The 22,747-nt window shown below is 68.0% G+C and carries 11 protein-coding genes; 5 read left to right on the plus strand and 6 right to left on the minus strand.

Translation table 11 applies throughout. The features are described 5' to 3' along the window. From ACYVN4_RS26305 to ACYVN4_RS26325, 5 genes are all read right to left on the minus strand, one after another. The coding region (locus ACYVN4_RS26305) for an amino acid adenylation domain-containing protein (protein WP_460724689.1) at positions 1-13,870 on the minus strand (13,870 nt) is incomplete at its 3' end. 299 nt (positions 13,871-14,169) lie between these two features. After that, positions 14,170-14,928: a precorrin-4 C(11)-methyltransferase gene (gene cobM, locus ACYVN4_RS26310; protein ID WP_460724690.1), complete on the minus strand. Its 759-nt coding sequence runs from the start codon at positions 14,926-14,928 to the stop codon at positions 14,170-14,172. A gap of 19 nt (positions 14,929-14,947) precedes the next feature. After that, positions 14,948-15,373, minus strand: coding sequence for a PPOX class F420-dependent oxidoreductase (locus tag ACYVN4_RS26315; protein WP_460724691.1), 426 nt, complete (start codon positions 15,371-15,373; stop codon positions 14,948-14,950). Positions 15,374-15,391: 18 nt separating this feature from the next. Next, complete coding sequence (locus ACYVN4_RS26320; protein ID WP_460724692.1) at positions 15,392-16,027, minus strand: LuxR C-terminal-related transcriptional regulator; 636 nt, start codon at positions 16,025-16,027, stop codon at positions 15,392-15,394. After that, positions 16,024-17,178, minus strand: coding sequence for a sensor histidine kinase (locus tag ACYVN4_RS26325; RefSeq protein ID WP_460724693.1), 1,155 nt, complete (start codon positions 17,176-17,178; stop codon positions 16,024-16,026). The genes ACYVN4_RS26320 and ACYVN4_RS26325 overlap by 4 nt, the downstream gene beginning before the upstream one ends. 130 nt (positions 17,179-17,308) lie before the next feature. Between ACYVN4_RS26325 and ACYVN4_RS26330 the strand changes: the two genes are divergently transcribed. Then, complete coding sequence (locus tag ACYVN4_RS26330; RefSeq protein ID WP_460724694.1) at positions 17,309-18,358, plus strand: ABC transporter permease; 1,050 nt, start codon at positions 17,309-17,311, stop codon at positions 18,356-18,358. A gap of 35 nt (positions 18,359-18,393) precedes the next feature. Next, a complete protein-coding gene (locus tag ACYVN4_RS26335; protein WP_460724695.1) occupies positions 18,394-19,119 on the plus strand; it encodes an ABC transporter ATP-binding protein in 726 nt (241 codons plus the stop codon). Here ACYVN4_RS26335 and ACYVN4_RS26340 read toward each other — a convergent pair. Further along, positions 19,088-20,071 (minus strand): helix-turn-helix transcriptional regulator, encoded by a 984-nt coding sequence (locus ACYVN4_RS26340; RefSeq protein WP_460724696.1) that lies wholly within the window; start codon positions 20,069-20,071, stop codon positions 19,088-19,090. The two genes, ACYVN4_RS26335 and ACYVN4_RS26340, sit on opposite strands and share 32 nt — an antisense overlap. 62 nt (positions 20,072-20,133) lie before the next feature. On the opposite strand from ACYVN4_RS26340, the gene ACYVN4_RS26345 reads away from it, so the two are divergent. The 3 genes from ACYVN4_RS26345 to ACYVN4_RS26355 all read left to right on the plus strand — a co-directional run bounded on the left by ACYVN4_RS26345 (position 20,134) and on the right by ACYVN4_RS26355 (position 22,732). Continuing rightward, positions 20,134-21,243 carry an epoxide hydrolase family protein gene (locus ACYVN4_RS26345; RefSeq protein WP_460724697.1) on the plus strand — a complete coding sequence of 370 codons (1,110 nt, stop codon included), beginning with the start codon at positions 20,134-20,136 and terminating at the stop codon, positions 21,241-21,243. Positions 21,244-21,286: 43 nt separating this feature from the next. Beyond that, positions 21,287-21,868, plus strand: a complete 582-nt coding sequence (locus tag ACYVN4_RS26350; protein WP_460724698.1) for a TetR/AcrR family transcriptional regulator — start codon at positions 21,287-21,289, stop codon at positions 21,866-21,868. A gap of 102 nt (positions 21,869-21,970) precedes the next feature. Beyond that, the gene (locus ACYVN4_RS26355) at positions 21,971-22,732 is read left to right on the plus strand and encodes an SDR family NAD(P)-dependent oxidoreductase (protein ID WP_460724699.1); all 762 of its coding nucleotides are present in this window, start codon (positions 21,971-21,973) and stop codon (positions 22,730-22,732) included. The last annotated feature ends 15 nt before the right edge of the window (positions 22,733-22,747 follow it).

Consider the following 22,747-nt stretch of genomic DNA (forward strand, 5'->3'; position numbering starts at 1 on the left):
GCACATCCACGAGCCGCTCGAACGGCACGTCGGCGTGCGCGAAAGCGGCCAGGTCGGTGCGCCGCACCTGCGCGAGCAGGTCGCGGAATGCGGTGTCCGGCATGACCTCGCTGCGCAGCACCAGGGTGTTGACGAACATGCCGACCAGGTCGTCCACCGCACGCTCGCCACGACCCGCGATCGGGGTGCCGATGGCGATATCGGTGGCACGCGACAGACGCGAAGCCCAGGTCGCCAGTGCCGCGTGCACCAGCATGAACAGGGTGACGTCGTGCTCGCGGGCCACGCCGGTCAGGGCGCGGTGCAGCTCGGCATCGATCGAGAAGTCATGCGTGCCACCGGCATTGGTGGCGATCTCCGGACGCGTCCGATCGGCGGGCAGCTCGATCTGCTCGGGCAGATCCGCCAGCTGGGTGCTCCAGTAGGCGATCTGCTCGGCGGCGATCGACTCGGAATCGGTTTCCGCACCGAGGATCTCGCGCTGCCACAGCGTGTAGTCGGCGTACTGCACCGGCAGCGGCGACCAGGCCGGAGCCTCGCCCTCGGCGCGGGACAGGTAGGCGGCCACCACATCCCGCAGCAGCGGGCGCAGCGATGCACCGTCGGCGGAGATGTGGTGCAGCACCAGCACGACCACGTGCTCGGTGTCGCTCAGGCTGAGGACCGTCGCACGGAAGGGCAGTTCGCGGGTGACGTCGAAGTGGACGCTCGCGAGCTGCACGATGCGGGCGGTGAGCCCGCCCGCGGTGACCGGCTCGGCACCGACCTCGAAGTCCACCTCGGACACCGGCAGAATCCGCTGGTAGCCGTCGCCCTCGACCTCGGGGTAGACCGTCCGCAGCGACTCGTGCCGCGCCAGCACATCGCCGATGGCGGCGCGGAAGGCGTCGAGATCGACGGTGCCGGTGAGCTTCAAAGCCACCGGAATGTTGTTGACCGCGGTGCGGCTGTCGAAGCGGTTGAGGAACCACATCCGCTGCTGCGCCAGCGACAGCGGCACCAGCTCCGGCCGCTCCTGCGCGACCAGCGCCGCACGCGCACCGGTACCGACACGCGACTCCAGCTGCGCGGCAAGCGAAACCACCGTGGTCGCTTCGAACAGCGTGCGCAGCGGAATGTCGGCGTCGAGCGCGGCCGACAGGCGCGCGATCACCTGGGTGGCGATCAGCGAGTTGCCGCCGAGCTCGAAGAAGTCGTCGTCCAGGCCGACCAGCTCCAGGCCGAGGACGTCGGCGATGGTGCCCGCGACCGTCTGCTGCACCGGCGTTTCCGGGGCACGGTACGTGCGAGCCGCGAAGGTCGGCGCGGGCAGCTGCTTACGATCCAGCTTGCCCGAGGCATTGAGCGGGAAGGCGTCCAGCACCATGAACGCGGCCGGAACCATGTAGGCCGGAAGCTGTTCGGAGACAGTCTCCTTCACGGCATCGACATCGATCTGGCCGTCGGCGGCGACGAGGTAGGCGACCAGCTGATCGCCGGTGCGCTCGTCGTGACGGACCACGACCACCGACTGCGCGACCGACGGCAGCGCGGTCAGCGCCGACTCGATCTCACCCAGCTCGATGCGCAGACCACGCAGCTTCACCTGGAAGTCGGTGCGGCCCAGGTACTCCAGCTCGCCATGACCGGTCCAGGTGACGAGGTCACCGGTGCGGTACATGCGCGCACCGTCGCCGAACGGGTTGGCCACGAAGCGATCCGCGGTCAGATCCGGACGCGCCACGTACCCGGTGGCGAGCTGATCGCCCGCCAGGTACAGCTCACCCGCGACACCCACCGGAACCGGCTTCAACCGCGAATCCAGCGCGTACACCTGGGTGTTGAAGACCGGCGCACCGATCGGCACCGACGCCAGGTCGGCATCGGTGACCTCGTGATAGGTCACGTCGACGGCGGCCTCGGTCGGGCCGTACAGGTTGTGCAGGCGCGCACCGGTCAGCTGCCGCAGCTTCTGCGCGGTCGGCGCGGGCAGACCCTCACCGGAGGCGAAGACATTGGTCAGGCTGACGCATTCGGCCGCGGCGGGTTCGGCCACGAAGACCGCCAGCATGGACGGCACGAAGTGGGTGACCGTCACGCCCTCGCGGACGATGATCTCGGCCAGGTAGGCGGGATCGCGGTGGCCGTCCGGCTTCGCGACCACCAGGCGGGCACCGACCTGCAAGGGCCAGAAGAACTCCCACACCGACACGTCGAACGTCGACGGGGTCTTCTGCAGCACCACGTCGTAGGCGGCCAGCCCGTACTGGGCGTGCATCCAGACGAGACGGTTCACGATCGCGGCGTGCGAGACCGCGACACCCTTCGGGCGACCGGTGGAACCGGACGTGAAGATCACGTACGCGGTATTGCCCGGCCGCAACGGCGACAGCCGCTCGGCATCGGTGACCGGGACATCGTCGAAGCCGGACAGATCCAGCTCGTCGATCCGAACCTGGCGTGCGTCGACACCTTCCAGGTCATCACCGGAAGTCAGCACGCAGACCGGCTGCGCGGTCTCGAGGATGTACTGGGTGCGCTCGGCCGGGTGATCCGGATCCAGCGGCACGTACGCGCCACCGGCGACGGTGACCGCGTACATGCCCGCGACGAGGTCGATGGAGCGGCGCATACCCAGCGCCACAAACGATTCCGGTCCGACGCCCTCGGCGATCAGCCAGCGCGCGAGCTTGCGGACCCGCGCCGCGAACTCGGCATAGGACAGACTCGTCCCCTCGTACGTGACCGCGGTCGCGTCGGGAGTGAGTGCCACCTGCGCCTCGAACAGCGAAACCAGTGTTGCCGCAGCGCCTTCGGTGACCTCGGGCAGCGCGGCGTCCAGCTCGAAGGCCGTCTCGTTCCAGCCGACCAGCAGCTTGCGCCGCTCGCAGTCGCTGAGCAGCTCGACCTCGCCGACCAGCTGGGTCGGGTCGGCGGCCACCGCGGTGAGCATGCCGACGAAGCGCTGTGCGAAGACATCCGCGTACTGCGCGTCGAAAAGATCCGTCGCGTAGACGAGTTCGGCGTCCATGGTCGAGTCGCCGTCGACAACCTCGCTCAGCGTGAGCTGCAGGTCGAACTTGGCCGACTGCTGATCCACCGCCAGCTCGGACACGCTCAGCCCCGGAAGTTCCAGCGAAGTACGGCCGAGGTTCTGGAACGACAGCATGACCTGGAACAACGGGTGACGCGCCTGCGAGCGGGCCGGGTTGAGCACCTCGACGAGTCGCTCGAAGGGCACGTCGGCGTGCGCGAACGCCTGCAGATCGCGCTCGCGCACGGTCTTCAGCAGTTCGGTGAGGCTCGCGCCGGTGTCCACCGGCGAACGCAGCACCAGGGTGTTGACGAACATGCCGACGAGATCGTCGAGCGCCTGCTCGCCACGACCCGCCACCGGAATACCGACGGCGATGTCATCGGTGCCGCTCAACCGCGCCAGCAGGGCGGCGAAGGCGCTGTGCACCACCATGAACAGGGTGGTGGCATTGCTCTGCGCGACCCGGTTCAGTCCGGCGATGAGCTCGCCCGGCACCTGGAAGCGGTGGGTGCCCGCGTCGTAGGAGGCGACGGCCGGGCGCGGCTTGGCCGACAGGCGCAGCTCGTCCGGCAGGCCCGCCAGCGTCGAGGACCAGTAGTCCAGCTGCTCGGTGATGAGCGACCGCGGATCCTCTTCCGAGCCCAGCGTTTCGCGCTGCCACAGCGCGTAATCCGCGTACTGCACCGGCAATTCGGTCCAGCCGGGGGTCTCGCCCTGGCTGCGCGCGATGTAGGCGGTCATGAGGTCGCGCACCAGCGGGTTCATCGAGAAACCGTCGGCGGCGATGTGGTGGGCCACCAAGACCAGGACGTGATCGTCGGCCGAGAGCCGGTAGGCCCGCAGGCGAACCGCGGTCTCGGTGGTGACGTCGAAGCCCTGGGCGGCGAAAGCGTAGACGGCGGCGAACAATTCGCCGTCGGTGACGTCGAGGACCTCGAGCTCCGGCACGGCACGGCCGGTCGGCAGCACCTTCTGGTAGGCGACGCCCTCGTGCGACGGGTAGATCGTGCGCAGCGATTCGTGACGGGCGATCACGTCCGTGATCGCGCCGCGCATGGCGTCGAGATCCAGTGCGCCCGTGAGCCTCACGGCGGCCGGGATGTTGTTCGCGGCCGACTCCGGATCGAACCGGTTGAGGAACCACATGCGCTGCTGGGCCAGCGACAGCGGCGGGTACTCCGGCCGCGTCTGCACGGTGAGCGCCTGGCGCACACCGGTTCCCGCGTGCGACTCCACCCGCGCGGCCAGCGAGGCCACGGTCGGCGCCTCGAACAGCGCACGCACGCCGATCTCGGCGCTCAACGCGGCCGAGAGCCGCGCCACGACCTGGGTGGCGACCAGCGAGTTGCCGCCCAGCTCGAAGAAGTCGTCGTCCACGCCGACCCGCTCGACGCCGAGCAGATCGGCGAAGATCTGCGCGATGATCTCCTCGATCGGGGTCGCGGGGGCGCGGAAGCGCTTGGCCTCGAACACCGGAGCGGGCAGCGCCTTGCGATCCAGCTTGCCGGAGGCGTTCACCGGGAACGCGTCCAGCACCACGATCGCGGCCGGCACCATGTAGCCCGGCAGCGACGAGCCCACGGCGATCTTGACGGCGTCGAGGTCGACGACCGACTCCGGCTCGCGGACCACGTAACCGACGAGCTGGTCACCGGCGTGCGCGTCGGTGCGGACCACCACGACGGACTGCGCGATGTTCGGCTGCGCCAGCAGCGCCGCCTCGATCTCGCCCAGCTCGATGCGCAGACCGCGCAGCTTGACCTGGAAGTCGGTGCGGCCCAGGTAGTTCAGTTCACCCTCGGCGGTCCAGGTGACCAGGTCACCCGTGCGGTACATGCGGTCGCCGCCGACGAACGGGTTGGCGACGAACCGGTCCGCGGACAGGTCCGGGCGGCCGAGGTAGCCGCGGGCCAGCTGGTCGCCCGCGAGATAGAGCTCACCCGCGACACCCGGCGCGACCGGGTGCAAGCGCGCGTCGAGCACGTAGGTCTCGGTGTTCCAGACCGGGCGGCCGATCGGCACGAACACGGTGTCGGTGTCGACTACCTCGTGGTAGGTGACATCGACCGCGGCCTCGGTAGGGCCGTACAGGTTGTGCAGCCGGGCCCCGGTCAGCTCGCGCAGCTTCTGCGCGGTCGGCGCGGGCAGCGCCTCACCGGAGGCGAAGACCTGCCGCAAACGCGGTGCGGGCAGCGAGGAGTCGCCGTTCTCGTTACCGAGGGTGGCGACGAAGACCGACAGCATCGACGGCACGAAGTGCGCGGTGGTGATGCCGGTCTCCGCGATGACCTGCGCCAGGTACACCGGGTCGCGGTGGCCGTCCGGCTTGGCGACGACCAGGCGCGCACCGGTCTGCAAGGGCCAGAAGAACTCCCACACCGACACGTCGAAGGTGGCCGGGGTCTTCTGCAGCACAGCGTCGTTCGCGTCGATCGGGTACTCGTGCTGCATCCACAGCAGACGGTTCACGATCGCCGCGTGCTCGACGGCCACACCCTTGGGGCGGCCGGTCGAACCGGAGGTGAAGATGACGTAGGCGGTGTGCTCGGGCCGGATCGCCGCGCCCCGTTCGGCATCCGTGATCGGCGCGTCGGAGTAGGCGTCCAGGTTGAGCGAATCCACCTCGAGCACCGGCACATTGCGGCCGGTGACGAAGTCGTCGCGGCCCGTGGTCAGGATCGCGACCGGGCGCGCGGTGTCGAGCACGTAGTCGATGCGCTCACCCGGCTGATCCGGATCCAGCGGCACGTACGCGCCACCGGCCTCCAGCACGGCATACATGGCCACGACCAGATCCAGCGAACGCCGGATGGCCAGCGCCACATGCGATTCCGCGCCCACACCCTGCGCGATGAGCTTGCGGGCCAGCTTGTGCACCCGCGCCGAGAACTCGGCGTAGGACAGACTTGTCCCCTCGAATTCGACGGCAGGCGCATCAGGGCTGGTCAGCGCCTGTGCCTCGAAGAGCGAAACCAGGGTCGCGGCTTCGCCTTCCGGCAGCGCGGGCAGCACCGAGGCGAGGTTGAACGAGGTGTCGTTCCACTCGTCGAGGACCTGCTCGCGCTCGTCGGCGACCAGCAGATCGATATCGCCGAGCGGCAGCTCCGGGTTCTCGACCACGGCGGCCAGGATCAGATCCAGCCGGTGCGCGAAGGCGGCGACGGTCGACTCGTCGAAAAGGTCCAGCGCGTAGGAGATCTCGGCGGACATGCCCGCGTTCTCCCCGCGGTCGTCCTGCGCCTCCTGCAACGTCAGCTGCAGGTCGAACTTCGCCAGTCGCGCGTCGTAGTCGATGCCGTTGACCGACAGCCCGGGCAGTTCCAGGCTGGCCTGGCGGGTGTTCTGGAAGGTCAGCATGACCTGGAACAGCGGGTGTCGCGACTGCGAACGCGACGGGTTGAGCACCTCGACGAGCCGCTCGAACGGCACGTCCGCGTGCGCGAAGGCATGCAGGTCGGCGTCGCGGGAGCGGGCCAGCAGATCGGCGAAGGTCTCGGAACCGTCCACCTCGGTGCGCAGCACCAGGGTGTTGACGAACATGCCGATCAGGTCGTCGAGCGCGGCCTCACCACGACCGTGCACCGGGGTGCCGATCGCGATATCGGAGGTACCCGAGAGCCGCGCCAGCAGCACCGCCAAAGCGGAGTGCATGACCATGAACAGCGAGGCGTTGTGGCGACGGCCCAAATCCACCAGCGCCTGCTGGGTTTCGGCCGAGATGGCGAACGGGTAGGTGCCACCCTGGTAGCTGGCCACCGCCGGACGGGGCCGGTCGGCGGGCAACACCAGCTCGTCGGGCAGATCGGCCAGGGCGTCGGCCCAGTAACGGATCTGCTTGGCGATCAACGACTCCGGATCTTCCTCGGAGCCGAGCACCTCGCGCTGCCACAGCGCATAGTCGGCGTACTGCACCGGCAGTTCCGCCCACGCCGGAGCCTCCCACGAGGTGCGCGCGGCGTAGGCGACCATGACATCGCGGGCCAGCGGGCCCATCGACCAGCCGTCGGCGCTGATGTGGTGGACCACCATGCCCAGGATGTACTCGGTCTCGCTGAGCTCGAAAAGCGCCGCGTGCAAGGGCACTTCGTCGGTTACGTCGAAGGCCATGGTGGCGAGCTCGACCAGGTGATCGATGAGGTTGGCGTCGGTGACCGGCACCGGCGTCAGGTCCGGCACGATCTGCGCGGCGTCCAACACCCGCTGTACCGGGCCGTGCACGGTCTCCGGGAAGACGGTGCGCAGCGACTCGTGCCGGTCGATGACGTCGATGACCGCGACCTGCAGGGCCGCGATATCCAGCTCACCCGACAGGCGGATGGCCACCGGGATGTTGTTGACGGCCGAGGCGGTGTCGAAGCGGTTGAGGAACCACATGCGCTGCTGCGCAAGGGAAAGCGGTACCTCGCTGGGCCGCTCGCGGGCGACCAGGGCCTTGCGGCCACCGTCGCCGACATGCGATTCCACGCGCGCCGCAAGCGCTTCCACGGTCGCGGCCTCGAACAGCATGCGCACCGGGACACGGGTATCGAGCGCGGTACCCAGTCGCGTCGCCACCTGGGTGGCGATCAGCGAGTTGCCACCCAGCTCGAAGAAGTCGTCGTCCACGCCGACCCGCGCGATGCCGAGCACCTCGCCGAAGATCTGGGCGACGATCTCCTCGATCGGCGTTGTCGGAGCACGGAATTCGCGCACCTCGAAGCGCGGCGCGGGCAGCGCGCGGCGATCCAGCTTGCCCGACGCGTTCACCGGGAACGCGTCCAGCACCATGATCGAACCCGGCACCATGTACGCGGGCAGAGTGCGCTGCAGCGAGGTCTTGACCCCGTCCAGGTCCACCGGGCCGCGGGTCACGATGTAGGCGACCAGCTGATCACCGGCGACCGTGTCGATGACCAGCACCACGGCCTGCTGCACCTTGGGGTGATCCAGCAGCGCGGTCTCGATCTCACCGAGCTCGATGCGCTGACCGCGGAACTTCACCTGGAAGTCGGTGCGGCCGATGTAGTCGATGACGCCGGGGTTGTTGTGGTTCCAGCGCACCAGGTCACCGGTGCGGTAGAGCCGGGTACCCGGCTCGCCGTACGGGTTGGCGACGAACCGCTCGGCGGTCAGGTCCGGGCGGCCGAAGTAGCCGCGCGCCACCTGGGCACCACCGAGGTACAGCTCACCGGGGACGCCGGCGGGCACCGGGCGCAGACCCTCGTCCAGCACGTAGGTCTGCGCGTTCCACACCGGGCGGCCGATGGGCACCGAGGTGACCACGGGCGCGTCGATGGGCGCGTAGGTGGCGTGCACGGTGAACTCGGTCGGGCCGTACAGGTTGTGCACGGCCGCGGTGGAGAAGCGGCGGAAGGCCGTCACGGTGGCGGGCGGCAGCGCCTCACCGGCGACGAGAACCGCACGCAGGGACAGGCATTCGGCGGCCGAGGCGCTGGAGGCGAAGACGCTCAGCATGGACGGCACGAACGAGGTCATGGTGACCCGGTGCCGTCCGATGACCTCCGAGAGGTACATCGGATCGCGGTGACCGTCCGGCGCGGCGATGACCTGCTGCGCGCCCACGGCCAGCGAACCGAACAGCTCCCACACCGAGACGTCGAAGGTGACCGGCGTCTTCTGCAGGATCACATCGGTGTCGTCGATGTCGTATTCGCCGGTGATCCAGGCGATCTGGTTGAGCACCGCGGCGTGCGGCACGGCCACACCCTTGGGGCGGCCGGTCGAGCCGGAGGTGAACAGCACATAGGCGGCATTGGTCGGCCGCAGCGGGGCCAGCCGGTCCGCATCGGTGACCGGGGCGTCGCTGTACTCACCGAGATCCAGCGAATCCAGGTGCAGCACCGGGCAATCCGAGGTCTCCACCGCATCCAGCGCGGTGGTCAGCAGCACCACCGGCTCGGCGGTGCGCAGCACGTAGTCGGTGCGCTCGGCCGGGTGATCCGGGTCGATCGGCACGTACCCGCCACCGGCGGTGAGCGTCGCGTAGATGGCGACCAGCATGTCGATCGAGCGGCGGATACCGACCGCCACCAGCGACTCCGGGCCGACACCCTCGTCGATGAGCTTGCGGGCCAGGCGATTCACGCGACCCGAGAACTCGGCGTAGGACAGCTCTTCGGCCGGGCCGAACATGCTGCCGCTGCGCTCGCCCGGATCGAAGATCAGGGCGGTGGCCTGCGGGCGGATCCGGACCTGCTGCTCGAACAGGTCGAGAACCGTTGCCGCGGCGGGTAGCTCACGCTCGGTGTGATTCCAGGCGTGCAGCACGGTCTCACGCTCACCGGCCCCGAGCACATCGATATCGCGCACCACGGTCTGCGGTGCGGCGACGGCGGTCTCCAGCACGCGCAGGTAGCGCTGCCCGAACTCGGTGACGGTGCTGGCATCGAACAGATCGGTGGCATACGACAACACCACCGACAGCCCGGCGGGCGCACCCACCAGATCGCGCTGTTCGGTCAACGTCCACTGCAGGTCGAACTTGGCGATGTCGACCTCGAGCTCGTCCGCGGAGACGGTGAGGCCGGGCAGCTCCATGGAGCCGTGCGACATCTCCTGGAACGACAGCATGACCTGGAACAACGGATGCCGGGCCTGCGAACGGGTCGGGTTGATGACCTCGACCAGCCGCTCGAACGGGACATCGGTGTTGGCGAAGGCCGCGAGGTCGGTCTCCCGGGTGCGGGCCAGGAAATCGGTGAAGCGTTCCGCCCCATCCACTTCCGACCGCAGCACCAGGGTGTTGACGAACATGCCGATCAGGTCGTCGAGCGCCTGCTCGCCACGACCGGCGACCGGGGTGCCGATGGCGATATCGGAGGTGCCCGAGAGCCGGGCCAGCAGCACCGCGAGCGCGGAGTGCATGACCATGAACAGCGAAACACCCTGGGCGCGAGCCAGACCCGCGAGCCGGGTGTGCAGTTCCGCCGGGATCTCGAAGGTGACGCGCGAACCGTGGAAGCTCTGCACCGGCGGGCGCGGGCGATCGGCGGGCAGGTCCAGCTGATCCGGCAGACCGGCCAAACTCTCACGCCAGTGCGTGATCTGGCGCGCGGCCATGGACTCGGCGTCGGCTTCCGCGCCGAGCACCTCGCGCTGCCAGATGCTGAAGTCCTGGTACTGCACCGGCAGCGGAGCCCACGCGGGCTCCTGACCGGCCACGCGCGCCAGGTAGGCGGCGGTCATGTCGCGCGAGAGCGGACCGAACGAGAAGCCGTCCGCCGCAATGTGATGCACGACGAAGGCGACCGCGAGATCTACATCGCCCGGCTCGTTCGCGAGTCGAAAGACCCGCACCCGAATCGGCAGCTCGGTCGACACGTCGAACCCGGTGGAGGCGAATTCCGCCAGCGCGGCGGGCAATTCGGCCTCGGCGAGATCGGCGACCTCGATACCCAGTTCCACCTCGGACATGGGCAGTACGCGCTGGAAACCGCCGTCCCCGGACTCGGGGAAGATGGTGCGCAGCGATTCCTGGCGCGCGACCACATCGCTCAACGCCAGCTGCAACGCGTCGACATCGACCTCGCCGCGCAACCGGACCACGAACGGCAGGTTGTAGGTCGGCACGTTCGGGTCGAACTGGTTGAGGAACCACATGCGCTGCTGCGCGAGCGAGAGCGGCACCCGCTCCGGACGCTGCTGCGCGACCAGCGGCGGCCGCGCCGAAACATCCGACGGCCCTTCGGCTTCCACCCGCGCGGCCAGACCGGCGACGGTCGGGCTCTCGAACAGCGCGCGCACACCCAGCCGGGTGCTGAACGCGGCCGAAATACGGGCCACCACCTGGGTCGCGACCAGCGAGTTACCACCCAGATCGAAGAAGTTGTCGTCGACACCGACCCGCTCGTGGCCGAGAACATCGGCGAACACACCCGCCACGATCTCCTCGGCGGCGGTGCGCGGGGCCCGGTAACCGGCGGCATCGGCGCTGAACACCGGGTCCGGCAGGGCCTTGCGGTCCAGCTTGCCGGAAGTGTTGAGCGGGAACGCGTCCAGCACCATGATCGATGCTGGGACCATGTAGGTCGGCAGCTTCTCGGCGACGAAACGGGTCAGCTCGACCGGCTCCACCGACTGGCCGGGCTTGGGCACCACATAGGCGACCAACTGCTGACCGGTGGCGGTATCCATCACCAGCACGGCGGCCTGGCTGACGGCCGGATGCGCGAGCAGATCGGTCTCGATCTCGCCCAGCTCGATGCGCTGGCCACGGAACTTGACCTGGAAGTCGGTGCGGCCGATGTACTCCAGCGCGCCGGACTCATTCCAGCGCACCAGGTCACCGGTGCGGTACATACGCTCGCCGGACCCGAACGGGTTGGCCACGAACCGATCCGAGGTCAGATCCGGACGCCCCTTGTATCCGCGCGCCAGCTGACGGCCCGCAAGATAGAGCTCACCCGAGGCACCGACGGCGGCGGGCCGCAGGCGCGAATCCAGTACGTAGACTTCGACATTCCACTCGGGCAGACCGATCGGCACCGTGACGGTGTCGGCGGCCGTGTTCTCCCAGTAGGTCACCGAAACCGCGGCCTCGGTCGGCCCGTACAGGTTGTGCAGCCCCGCGTCGGTGATCTGGCGGAAGCCCGCGCCGGTCTCCGGCGGCAGCGCCTCACCGATCACGAAAACGTAGCGCAGCGAGGCACATTGGGCCCGCGTCGCGTGCGAGACGAACACCGTAAGCATGGACGGCACGAAGTCGGTGACCGTGACGCCGTGGCGCTCGATCATCTCGGCCACATACAACGGATCGCGGTGCCCGTCCGGGGTGGCCACAATCAGCTTCGCGCCCACCAGCAGGGGCATGAAGTAGCCCCACAGCGACACGTCGAAGGTGGTGGCCGTCTTCTGCAGGTACACATCGTCGGCGGTCATCGGATACTCGTCGAGCATCCAGAGTTCCTGGTTGACGATGGCGTGGTGGGTGACCGCGACGCCCTTGGGGCGACCGGTCGAACCCGAGGTGTAGATGACGTAGGCGGTGTTGTCCGGGCGCAGCGGGGCGACGCGATCCGCATCGGTCACCGGCTCGTCGGAGAACGCCGACACATCCAGCGCGTCGATCTCCAAGCGCCGCACCGACTCCGGCAGCTCCAGCTCGTCGCGCGCGGTGGTCAGCACACAGACCGGTCCCGCGGACTCCAGGATGTAGGCGGTGCGATCGGCCGGATGATCCGGGTCGATCGGCACGTACGCGCCACCGGCGCGCAGCACCGCGTGCATGCCCACGACCAGGTCCAGCGAACGCCGCATGCCCAGGGCCACCAGCGATTCCGGCCCGACACCGTCGGCGATCAGGAACCGGGCCAAGCGATTCACGCGCGCACCGAACTCGGCGTAGGTGAGCTGCTCACCCTCGAACTCGACGGCGACCCGGTCCGGCGTCAGCGGAATCTGCTTGTCCAGCAACGCCGGAAGCGTCGTGACCGGCACCTCGTGGCCCGACTCGTTCCACTCCAGCAGCGTCTGGACGCGCTCGTCCTCGGTGGTGATCGGCAGACCCCACACGGTCTGCTCGGCCCCCGCCGCCAGGAAGCGATCGAAGAACTCCAGGAACCGCGCGTGATGGCTGCGCGTCTCGCCCTCGGAGTACAGGTTGGGGTTGGTCTCGAAGTCGATGTGGTTCCGGGTGCCCTTCACCGACTGGTAGAAGTTGACGCCCAGATCCTCGATGGAACCGGTGGAAAGCACGCTGTATTCACCGGTGAGGTCGCCCAGCACGACCTCGTTGTGGAACAACATGATGTTGACCCACGGACCGAAGAACTGCGAGCCGATCTCGCCGCCGGCGAAGTCGCCCGCGCTGTCGCGGCGAATGTCCTCGGCACGGTAGCGCTGGTGGCGCAGGGCGCCGGACACCGAGACCGTCACCTGCTGCAGCAGCTCGGCCACGGTGGTGCCGTGTCCGACGTGCAAGCGCAGCGGCACGATGTTCGAGGTGGCACCGCCGGAGCGACGCATGATCGCGGTCGTACGCGCGGTCACCGGCAGGCTGAGGATGACGTCCTCGCTACCGGTCCACTGCGCGAGGTAGGAGGCGAAACCCGCGATCAGCAGTCCGGCAGGCGAGTTTTCGTGGCGGGCCACGGCCGCGTCCAGCAGCGAGGCCTGATCCTCGTCGAGCGCACCGGTGGCGATCCGGTTGACGGCAGCCGGGGGCGCGGAGCGACCGGCCAGGCTGGTCCCGTCCTCGAGCCCGGCGACCCGCTCGGCCCAGTACTCCTTGTCGGCCTTGAAGCGGCTCGACTCGCGGTAGGCGAATTCCTGCTCGACCAAGGTCGGCAGATCGGTCAGCTTGTGCGGCGCGGGCTCTTCGCCGCGGACGTAGGCGGTGTACAGCTCCGCGGTCCGGGTCAGATAGGTCACAGCGCCGAAGCCGTCCAGCACGATGTGGTGGATTCGGGCGTACCAGTAGTAATGGCCCTCGGCCAGTTTCACCATGGCCGTCTTGATCAGACGGTCCCGGGTCAGATCCAGCGGCGCACTGTAGTCCGCGCGCATCCACTCCTGGGCGGCCGCGGCCGGATCGGCCTCACCGCTCAGATCGACGTGGTAGATGGTGCGATCCAGCGAGTGGTCGACCATCTGCATGGGCTCACCGTCGCGTTCGACGATGCGCAGGAAGCCCGACCCGAACTCCTCGGAGCCCTTCACCATGGCGCGCTCGAGCAACTCGATGTCGAGTTCGCCGCGCAGCTCGATGTACTGAGCGATATTGATCGGTACCTGCGGGTCCAGGTGCTGGGAGTACCAGATACCGAGCTGCGCCGGCGACAGCGGGAAGAGATCGCCCGACCCCGGTGCGATTTCGCTTCCAGCTTCGCCGTTGCTGCCGAAATCCAGCCGGTTCAACCCAAACCTCGCTTCCGAACGCCACTACGCGCAGCGTTCCCCGCCGAAAACCCGAACAGGACGCCACAGCCGCTTCAGCGTGGCGTCCAGTGTTCGGGGCTCACTTCACCGTAAATTGAGACTCCCTGGGGTATCCCCCCAGCTGGCCGATCTTGTTACATGGGCACGACCACACCCACCGGCGGTTGCCGGGTCACAGTCGCGATTCTGGTGACGGACACTCGGTCCAATCTACCGTCAGCGCGCAACCCGTTACCAGAAAGGGCCATAGCCCTTAGCTATCATCGCATTTCGGCCATTCAGCCAGTGATCTGCGACCTATCGCGTGCAGGATCGTACAGGTGCGACTGCGCGCAGTTCACCGATTCCGCCAGGGCGCTTCCGACCAGGATCACGGCGGCTTGCCGCAGGTCGGCCGCCTCTACCCGGTCCGCGATGTCGGCCAGCGTGCCCCGCAGGACCTGCTGCTCGGGCTGCGTCGCGCGATAGACGACCGCAACCGGGCAGTCCGCGCCGTAGTCCGGAATCAGCTCCTGTGCGAGGGTGCGAATCCGGGTGATAGCCAGATGCAATGCCAGGGTCGCCCGGGTGCGGGCGAAGTTGGCCAGCGACTCCGATTCGGGCATAACGGTCGAACGCGCGTGTGTGCGAGTCAACACAACCGACTGCACCTGCTCGGGCACCGTCAGCTCCGCGCCCAACAGGGCGGCGGCCGCGGCGTAAGCCGGAACCCCGGGCGTCACGTCCCACGCAATCCCGAGCGCGTCCAGCCGTCGCTTCTGCTCGGTGAGTGCCGAATATAGGGACGGATCTCCCGAGCACAGCCGCGCGACATCCTTGCCCTCGGCGTGCGCCCGCGCGCAGTGCCCGATGATCTCGTCGAGATCCAGCTTCTGGGTATCGACGAGCTCGGCCTCGGGCGCGCAGTAGGCCAGCACCTCGGGGTCCAGGTAGGTCCCGGCGTACAGGCAGACCGGCGATCGCCGCAGCAACTCCACGGCCCGCACGGTCAGCAGATCAGCCGCCCCCGGCCCGGCCCCGATGAAGTGCACAGTCACCGGCCGAGTCTCGCACAGCTCAATCGCTGACCTTGAAGTTGGTGATCACCTTGGTGGGCTTCAGCCGCACGACCAGTTCGCCCGGCACCCCGTTGCGCTTGCCGAACTCCTCGGCACGATCGGCTCCCATATAGCGGGCCCCGATGGTGGTGGCGGTCCGCACGAGTTCGTCGAGATCCTCCGACACCGAGGCCTCGCCCTGCACCTGGACGAAGGAGTACGGCGGCTCGGCCACGTCCACGCAGAGGGTGACCCGGGGGTCGCGGGCGAGCGCCTTGCCCTTGCCCGAGGTGGAGGCGGTATTGAAGACGATCTCGTCACCCTCGAGCACGAACCAGATCGGGGTGACCAGGGGGCGGCCGTCGGCCCCGATGAACGCCAGCTTCCCGGTCCGGGTGCCTTCGCTCAGGAAATCGCGCACGCGCTGATCGGACAGTGAGGTCATGCCCGTCACGCTACGACCTCAGATGGCCCCGCGCTCGCGAGCCCGGGCCACGGCGGAGGTTCGCGACTTCACTCCGAGCTTCGAATAGATGTGGACCAGATGGGATTTGACGGTGGTCTCGGACAGGAACAGGCGCTTGCCGATCTCCCGGTTGGAGTGGCCGTCGGCGACCAGGCGCAGCACCTCGATCTCGCGGGGGCTCAGCGTGGTGTCGGGCTTGCGGACCCGGGTCATCAGGCGCGAGGCCACTGACGGCGACAGCACACTCTCACCCTCGGCGGCGGACCGGACGGCGGCCAGCAGTTCCGCGGGCGGGGTGTCCTTGAGGATGTAGCCGACCGCGCCCGCCTCGATCGCGCCGAGGATGTCGGCGTCGGTGTCATAGTTGGTGACCACCAAGACATTCGGCGGGTCGGGCAGTTCGCGCAGGGCCGCGGTGGCCTCCGCACCGGACTTGCCGGGACCGAAGCGCAGATCCATCAGAACCAGGTCGACGGGGGTCGTCGCACAGAACGCCACGGATTCTTCGGCGGTCGCGACCTCGCCCACGACTTCGATGTCGTCGGAATCGGTTTCGGCGACGCTGGAATCCAGCAGGGCATGCAGGCCAGCGCGCACGATGGCGTGATCGTCGGCGAGGAGGATTCTGATCATTGGTCCTCCAAGGGGAACAAGACGGTGACGGCGGTGTGTCCGGGTTCGGATTCGACGTCCATGGTGCCGCCCTGTTGCTCGACGCGACTGCGCATGGCATTGAGACCGAAGCTGCCGGAAGGCGATTCGGCCAGCACCGCCGGTTCGATGCCGACGCCATCGTCCACCACGTCCAGGTGCACGGCGTCGTCGGCGTAGGTGAGGGTGATGCGCATGCGCTGAGCGTGCGCGTGCCGCACCACATTCGAGACGGCACCCTGCGTGATGCGCACCAGCGCGGCCTCGATCGGCATGGGCAGCCGCTGCGGGTCGCCCTCGACGAGCACCTGGGCGTCGAGATCGGGGGCTGCGGCCCGCTCGGCGATGCGGTTCAGAGCGCCTGCGAGAGACTGCCCATCCAGCGGCGCGGGCGTGAGTTCGGCGATGAGCTGGCGGGTTTCGACCAGGCTGTCCGCCGCGGTCTCGCGAGCCAACCGAATCTTCTCCAGCGCCGGATGTTCCGGGGCGGCGCGTTCGACGGCGTGCAGCAGCAACTGAATGCTGCTGAGCCCCTGAGCGACCGTGTCGTGGATCTCCTGCGCGAGCCGCTCCCGCTCGGCCATCTTGCCCGCGGTGCGTTCCTGCTCGGCGAGAGTGTTTCTGGTGGCGAGCAATTCGTCGATGAGCCGCTGCCGCTCGGCGGCCTCCGCGAACAGCGCCTGGTAGCCGAGCCCGATGGCCACCGCCACCAGTGCGCCCAGCAGCGGGCCGATCACGCCCGCCACCGTCCAGCCGCGATGCGCGGCGAACCCGACCACCGACACCACCGTGGTCACCAGCACCGCGAGCAGGCCCCAATTGCGCGGCAGCAGATGCAGATACAGGAAGAAGAGGCCGAAGACGAGATAGACGGCCAGCGGCGCGACGATCACCAGCCCCAGCCACAACAGCGTCAGCAGGCCCAGCCAGATGCGGGCCGCGAGCAGGTTGCGGCGGAAGCGCCCGCCGGTGAAGTAGACGCCGAGGAAGACGCCCGCGAGCACGATGACCAGCGCCGGATGCGAACCGGTGAGGACCTCCTGCACGGCGACCACGACGGTGAGCGCCACCACCATGACATGCAGGCCCACCTGTAGGGCGGAGAAGACAGGGGTCAGCGGCGAGCGGTGCACGCGACCAGCTTATGCCCGGCTATTGCCACGGCATCCATCGAAAGTAGGAAACGCCGACCCTCCCTTGGCTGGGGGCACAACCGTCCTGCTCGACGATGGTTTCGGGCCGCCGCGCGGACAGAGTGGAGTCATGTTCGTTGCACTCCGAGATCTGCGGGCCGCCCGCGGCCGCTTCCTCCTCATTTCCCTGGTGGTTACGCTGGTCGCGCTGCTGGTGAGCTTTCTCAGCGGCCTGACCGCCGGACTGGCGCACCAGAACATTTCCGCCGTCCAGGCTTTGAACACCGACACCGTGGTGTTCTCCGACACCGGCTCGTCCCCGTCCTTCGACGCCTCCACCCTGAGCACCGAGCAGGTGCAGTCCTGGCAGCAGGCGGGCGGCACCGTCGACCCGATCGGCATCAGCCGCACCCGCGCCACGCTCAACGGCGCGTCGCCCACCCAGGTGGCGCTGTTCGGCGTCCAGGGCACCCCTTTCGGCAAGCGTGTGGCAACCGATCCCGGTTCGGTGATCCTGTCCAAGGCCGCCGCCAAGGACCTGAAGGCCGCGACCGGTGACACCGTCGAGCTGGGGTCCGCGTCCTACACCGTGCAGGGCGTCACCGACGACGACTGGTACGCGCACACCCCGGTGGTGTGGATGACCTTGGCGGACTGGCAGTCCCTCAATCCGCATGCGGGCGCCGCCACCATCCTCGCGGTCTCGGGCGTGAGCGATCAGAGCGCGCTGAACGCGACCGCGCACACCACCACGACCAGCACCAAGGATTCGCTGAATGCCATGGCCTCCTACAAGGCCGAGAACGGCTCGCTGACCCTCATGACGGTCATGCTGTTCGCCATCTCGGCACTGGTGATCGGCGCGTTCTTCACGGTGTGGACCGTGCAGCGCGCACCCGATATCGCCACCCTGAAAGCACTGGGCGCGACCACCGGTTCGCTGGTCCGCGATGCCCTCAGCCAGGCACTGATCGTGTTGCTGCTCGGCGTCGGCGTGGGAGTCGGAATCACCGTACTGGCAGGCGCATTCATGGGTGGCGCGGTGCCCTTCGTGCTCAGCGTGAGCACCACCCTGTTCCCCGCCCTCGCCCTGATCGTCCTCGGCCTGCTCGGCGCGACCTTCGCCCTGCGCTTCCTCGTCACCACCGATCCCCTCACCGCCCTGAACCAGGCCCGCTGATGACCACGGTTCCCTTGTCCCCCAGGAGCATCGCGATGACCAACACCCTCACCGTCTCCGATCTGACCCTCACCTTTCCCGACGGCGCGGAGCGCATCACCGCGCTGAACCACGTGAACCTGCGGGTGGCGGGCGGCGAGATCGCGGCCATCACCGGACCTTCCGGCTCGGGCAAGTCGACCCTGCTGGCCACCGTCTCCACCCTGCTGCGCCCGGAATCGGGCCGGGTGGAACTCGAAACCCCCTCGGGCACGCTGGATCTCGCGGGTCTGAGCCGCCGTGACGCGGCGACGCTGCGCCGCGATTCCATCGGCATCGTCTTCCAGCAGCCGAACCTGGTGCCCGCGCTGACGGCCCTCGAACAGCTCGAGGCCATGGTGCACCTGGGCCAGACCTGGTTCGTCTCCCCGGCCCGTCGGCGCGAAACCCGTTCCCGTGCACGTGATCTGCTGGGCGCGGTGGGACTCTCCGGCCACGAGAACAAGCGGCCCGCGCAGCTCTCCGGCGGTCAGCGGCAGCGCGTGAACATCGCCCGGGCCCTGATGAACGACCCGTCGCTGCTGGTCATCGACGAGCCGACCAGCGCTTTGGATCAGGAACGCGGCGCGGCCATCATCGAATTGATCGTCAATATCGTGCGGTCGCACGGAGCGTCGACCTTGCTGGTCACCCATGACCTTTCCCATCTGGATCAGATGGACAGCGTCTACCGCATGGTCGACGGCGTACTCACTCCGCAGCAGGCCGCGCTCGCGGCGTAACCGCCCGAGCGGCCCGGTCCCGAATCCGAAGAATTTCCCGGACCAATTCTTCGGGTTCGTGGACCGTGAACTCGACGTCCAACTCCAACAGGCGATGCGCGATCCACAGCGGCAGATCCTCCCGCCGCATATCCAGCACGCAGGCCGAATCACCGCGGGCCACAATCTCTCCCGGTCCCTCCCCCAGGCGACCGATCACCTTGTCCGCGGGCGCCTCGATATCGACCAGGAAGCGCTGCGTCGACAACCCCCAGTCGGTGCGCTGACCGACCACGTAGGCGGCGGGATCCGAGGCGGGTAGCTCACGCGCCACGAACCGCGCCCCGGTCGCCTGCACCCGCTCGATCCGATCGACGCGAAAAACTCGCCAATCGTCGCGATCCAGATCGAATCCCACGAGATACCAGCGGTGTTTGTGCGGCACCAATCCCACCGGCTCGATATTGCGGCGGGATTCGGCGCCCGTCGCCGATAGATAGGCGAAACGCACCCTCTCCCTATTGGTTATCGCGGCGGCGAGAGCGGTGAGCAACTCGGGATCGATGGGATTCGCGCCCGCGCCGGGGGTGACGGTGGCGACCCCCAGCACGCGCACGCGCCGCCGCAGTTTCGCGGGCAGCACCTGCTCCAGCTTGGCGAGCGCCCGCACCGACGCCTCCTCGATCCCGGCAATAGACGCCCCCGCTGCCGCCCGCAGCCCGACCGCGATGGCCACCGCTTCCTCGTCATCCACCAGCAGTGGCGGCATGGCAGCCCCCGCAACCAGCCGATACCCACCGGCCGCCCCCATGCTCGCCTCGACCGGATACCCCAACTCCCGCAGCCGATCGATATCGCGGCGCACAGTGCGGTCGGTAACCCCGAGCCGTTCTGCCAGCTCACTTCCGGGCCATTCACGCGGTGTCTGTAGCAGGGACAGCAGGCGCAGCAGCCGTGCCGGGGTATCGCTCATGAACTCCACCCTCCGCTTCGACTAGGACCAGATCAGTCCTAGATAGTACTTACCGTGGCCCTATGAACAACACCGCACTTCGCCCCTTCCGGATCACCGTCCCACAGTCCGATCTGGACGATCTCGAGGATCGCCTGATGCGCGCTCGCTGGTCGGCACAGTTGCCCGGCACGGAGTGGGAGCGCGGGGTGCCGGTGGCGTATCTGCGGGCCCTGGCCGAGTACTGGCGCAACGATTTCGACTGGCGCGCACAGGAAGCCGCGCTCAATGAATTCCCGCAGTTCTTGACCGAGATCGACGGCTTGGACGTGCATTTCCTGCACATCCGCTCGACGGATCCCGACGCGCTCCCGCTGATCCTCACCCACGGTTGGCCCAACAGCTTTGTCGAATTCACCAAAACCATTCCGCTGCTGCGGCAGTCGTTCCATCTGGTGATCCCGTCAGTACCCGGCTTCGGATTCTCGCAGGCACCGAAGGAAGTGGGAATGAAGCCGAAGCGAGTGGCCCGCATGTGGGTGGAGTTGATGGCCCGGCTCGGCTACGACCGCTACGGCGTGCAGGGTGGGGACCTGGGCGCCTATGTGGTGCAGGAGATGGCGATCGCCGATCCCGAGCACATTGTCGGGGTCCATATCGACGGTGGCATCGGATTGCCCACAGCGGCAGATGTTCCCAGCATGACCGCCGAGGAACGCGCCGAATGGGACCTCATGCAGAAATGGCAGTCCGGCGTGAATCATCACGTCCTGCTGCGCCAGGCCCCGCAAACCTTCGCGCACGCCTGGACCGACTCCCCCGTCGGCCTGCTGGCCTGGCTGGTCCACAAGTTCAACGAATTCTCGCCGCTGGCCGACCAGCTCGAGGATGCCGTGGACCGTGACCACCTGCTGACCACTGCGAGCATCTACTGGTTCACCAACACCGCCGCCACCTCGTCCTGGCCCATGTACGACGGTCTCAGCGACGACGGATTCGCCTGGCCCGCAGGCCAGAAGCTGGTCCCGGTGGGTGTCTACGCGGGCGGTTCCGCGCTCATGCGCCGCCTGGCCGACCGCGACAACACCATCGCGCACTGGCCCGAGGGCAATACCGGCAACCACTTCCTGGCTATGGACGTCCCCGAGGCCCACGCCGCCGATATCCGGTCGTTCTTCGACAAGGTCCACTGATCCGTTCTTGACCGATCGGTCTCGAAAGCGGTAGGTTGCCGGCATGGCAAGGAGCAAGGAGTTCGATCCCGACATCGTCTTGCGCCGCGCTCTCGAATTGTTCTGGGAGCGCGGGTACGACGCGACGTCGATGGCGGATCTGGTTGAGCACCTGGGGATTGCCAAGGCGAGCATCTACGGGACCTTCGGGGGCAAGCGGGACCTGTTTTTGAAGGCGCTGCAGCGGTATCTGGAGAGCACCGATCCGGTGATCATGACGGAGTTGTCGCAGCCGGGTCCGGTGTTGCCTGCCGTGCGGGCGCTGGTGGAGCGGTTCATTCACGAAGCCTCAAGTCCGGACTCCTATTTGGGCTGCATGGTGGTCAACAGCGCCGTGGAGCTCGCCCGCCGCGACGAGGCGGTGGCGCGGCTGGTCGAGTCCAGTTGGGCACACCTCGAGACGACCCTCACGGCGGCCCTGCTGCGGGCCCGCGCGCAGGGGGAATTGTCCGCGGATTCCGATCCCCGCGCGCTTGCCCGATTCCTCCTGGTCTTCTTCCAGGGCATCCGAGTTCTGGAGCGGGCACCGGATTCGGCTGCGCGCCTGACGGATGCGGCGAAGATCGCCGTATCCGCGCTCGGCTGAACGGCTTTCCGATTTATCCACAGCCGTCCCACCTGTCCACATTCAAGACCATTCGTTCCACAATCCGTTGAGATTCGCAAAAAGAAGGGGAGTGTGTCTCTCATGACCACACGTTTCGACGACAAGGTCGTGCTGATCACCGGCGGAGCCGGAGCCATCGCGGGCGCGACCGCACAGGCCTTTGCCGATCGCGGCGCCACCGTGGTGCTGGCCGGGCGCAATGCCGAGCAGCTCGAGCGCGCGGCCGCGCAGCTCCGCACCAATGGCGGCAAGGCCGACTGGGTGCAGGCCGATGTCACCGATGCCTTCCAGGTCGAGGAAATGGTGGCCGAGGTGGTGCGGCGGCACGGCGGGCTGCACGTGGCATTCAACAATGCCGGAATCCTGGGTACCCCCGGTCCGGTCGGCGAGCTGGACGACATCGACTGGCATCGGGTCATCGATGTCAATCTGACCGGCGTCTTCCTGTCCATGAAGCACCAGATCGCCCATATGCGTGGCAATGGCGGGGGCGCCATTGTGAATATGGCATCGAATATCGGTGCGCACGGCCGCCGCCCGGGACTGGCCGCCTATGCCGCTTCCAAGGCCGCCGTCAGTGCCTTGACGCAGACCGCCGCGCGCGACCATATCGGCGACGGCATTCGCATCAATGCGGTGAGCCCCGGCGCGACCGATACGCCGATGTCTTTCCGCCCCGGTGAAACTCGCGCCGATCGCGACGCCCGAGTGGCCGGCGCAATTCCGGTCGGTCGGGTCGGCGATCCGGCGGAGATCGCGGCGGCCGTGGTGTGGCTGGCGTCGGAGGAATCGAGTTTCGTCATCGGGCACGATCTGGTCATCGACGGCGGCGCCACCGCCTGAACCCTCACCGCCGAG

This window comes from Nocardia heshunensis (genome assembly GCF_054782115.1).

Excerpts from the sequence above, each read along its gene's own strand:
- ACYVN4_RS26315 (WP_460724691.1), bottom strand. The coding sequence starts at position 15,373 with ATGACCTCACTGTCCGATCAGCGCGTGCGCGATTTCCTGAGCGAAGGC.
- ACYVN4_RS26320 (WP_460724692.1), bottom strand. The coding sequence starts at position 16,027 with ATGATCAGAATCCTCCTCGCCGACGATCACGCCATCGTGCGCGCTGGC.
- ACYVN4_RS26330 (WP_460724694.1), top strand. The coding sequence starts at position 17,309 with ATGTTCGTTGCACTCCGAGATCTGCGGGCCGCCCGCGGCCGCTTCCTC.
- ACYVN4_RS26335 (WP_460724695.1), top strand. The coding sequence starts at position 18,394 with ATGACCAACACCCTCACCGTCTCCGATCTGACCCTCACCTTTCCCGAC.
- ACYVN4_RS26340 (WP_460724696.1), bottom strand. The coding sequence starts at position 20,071 with ATGAGCGATACCCCGGCACGGCTGCTGCGCCTGCTGTCCCTGCTACAG.
- ACYVN4_RS26345 (WP_460724697.1), top strand. The coding sequence starts at position 20,134 with ATGAACAACACCGCACTTCGCCCCTTCCGGATCACCGTCCCACAGTCC.
- ACYVN4_RS26350 (WP_460724698.1), top strand. The coding sequence starts at position 21,287 with ATGGCAAGGAGCAAGGAGTTCGATCCCGACATCGTCTTGCGCCGCGCT.
- ACYVN4_RS26355 (WP_460724699.1), top strand. The coding sequence starts at position 21,971 with ATGACCACACGTTTCGACGACAAGGTCGTGCTGATCACCGGCGGAGCC.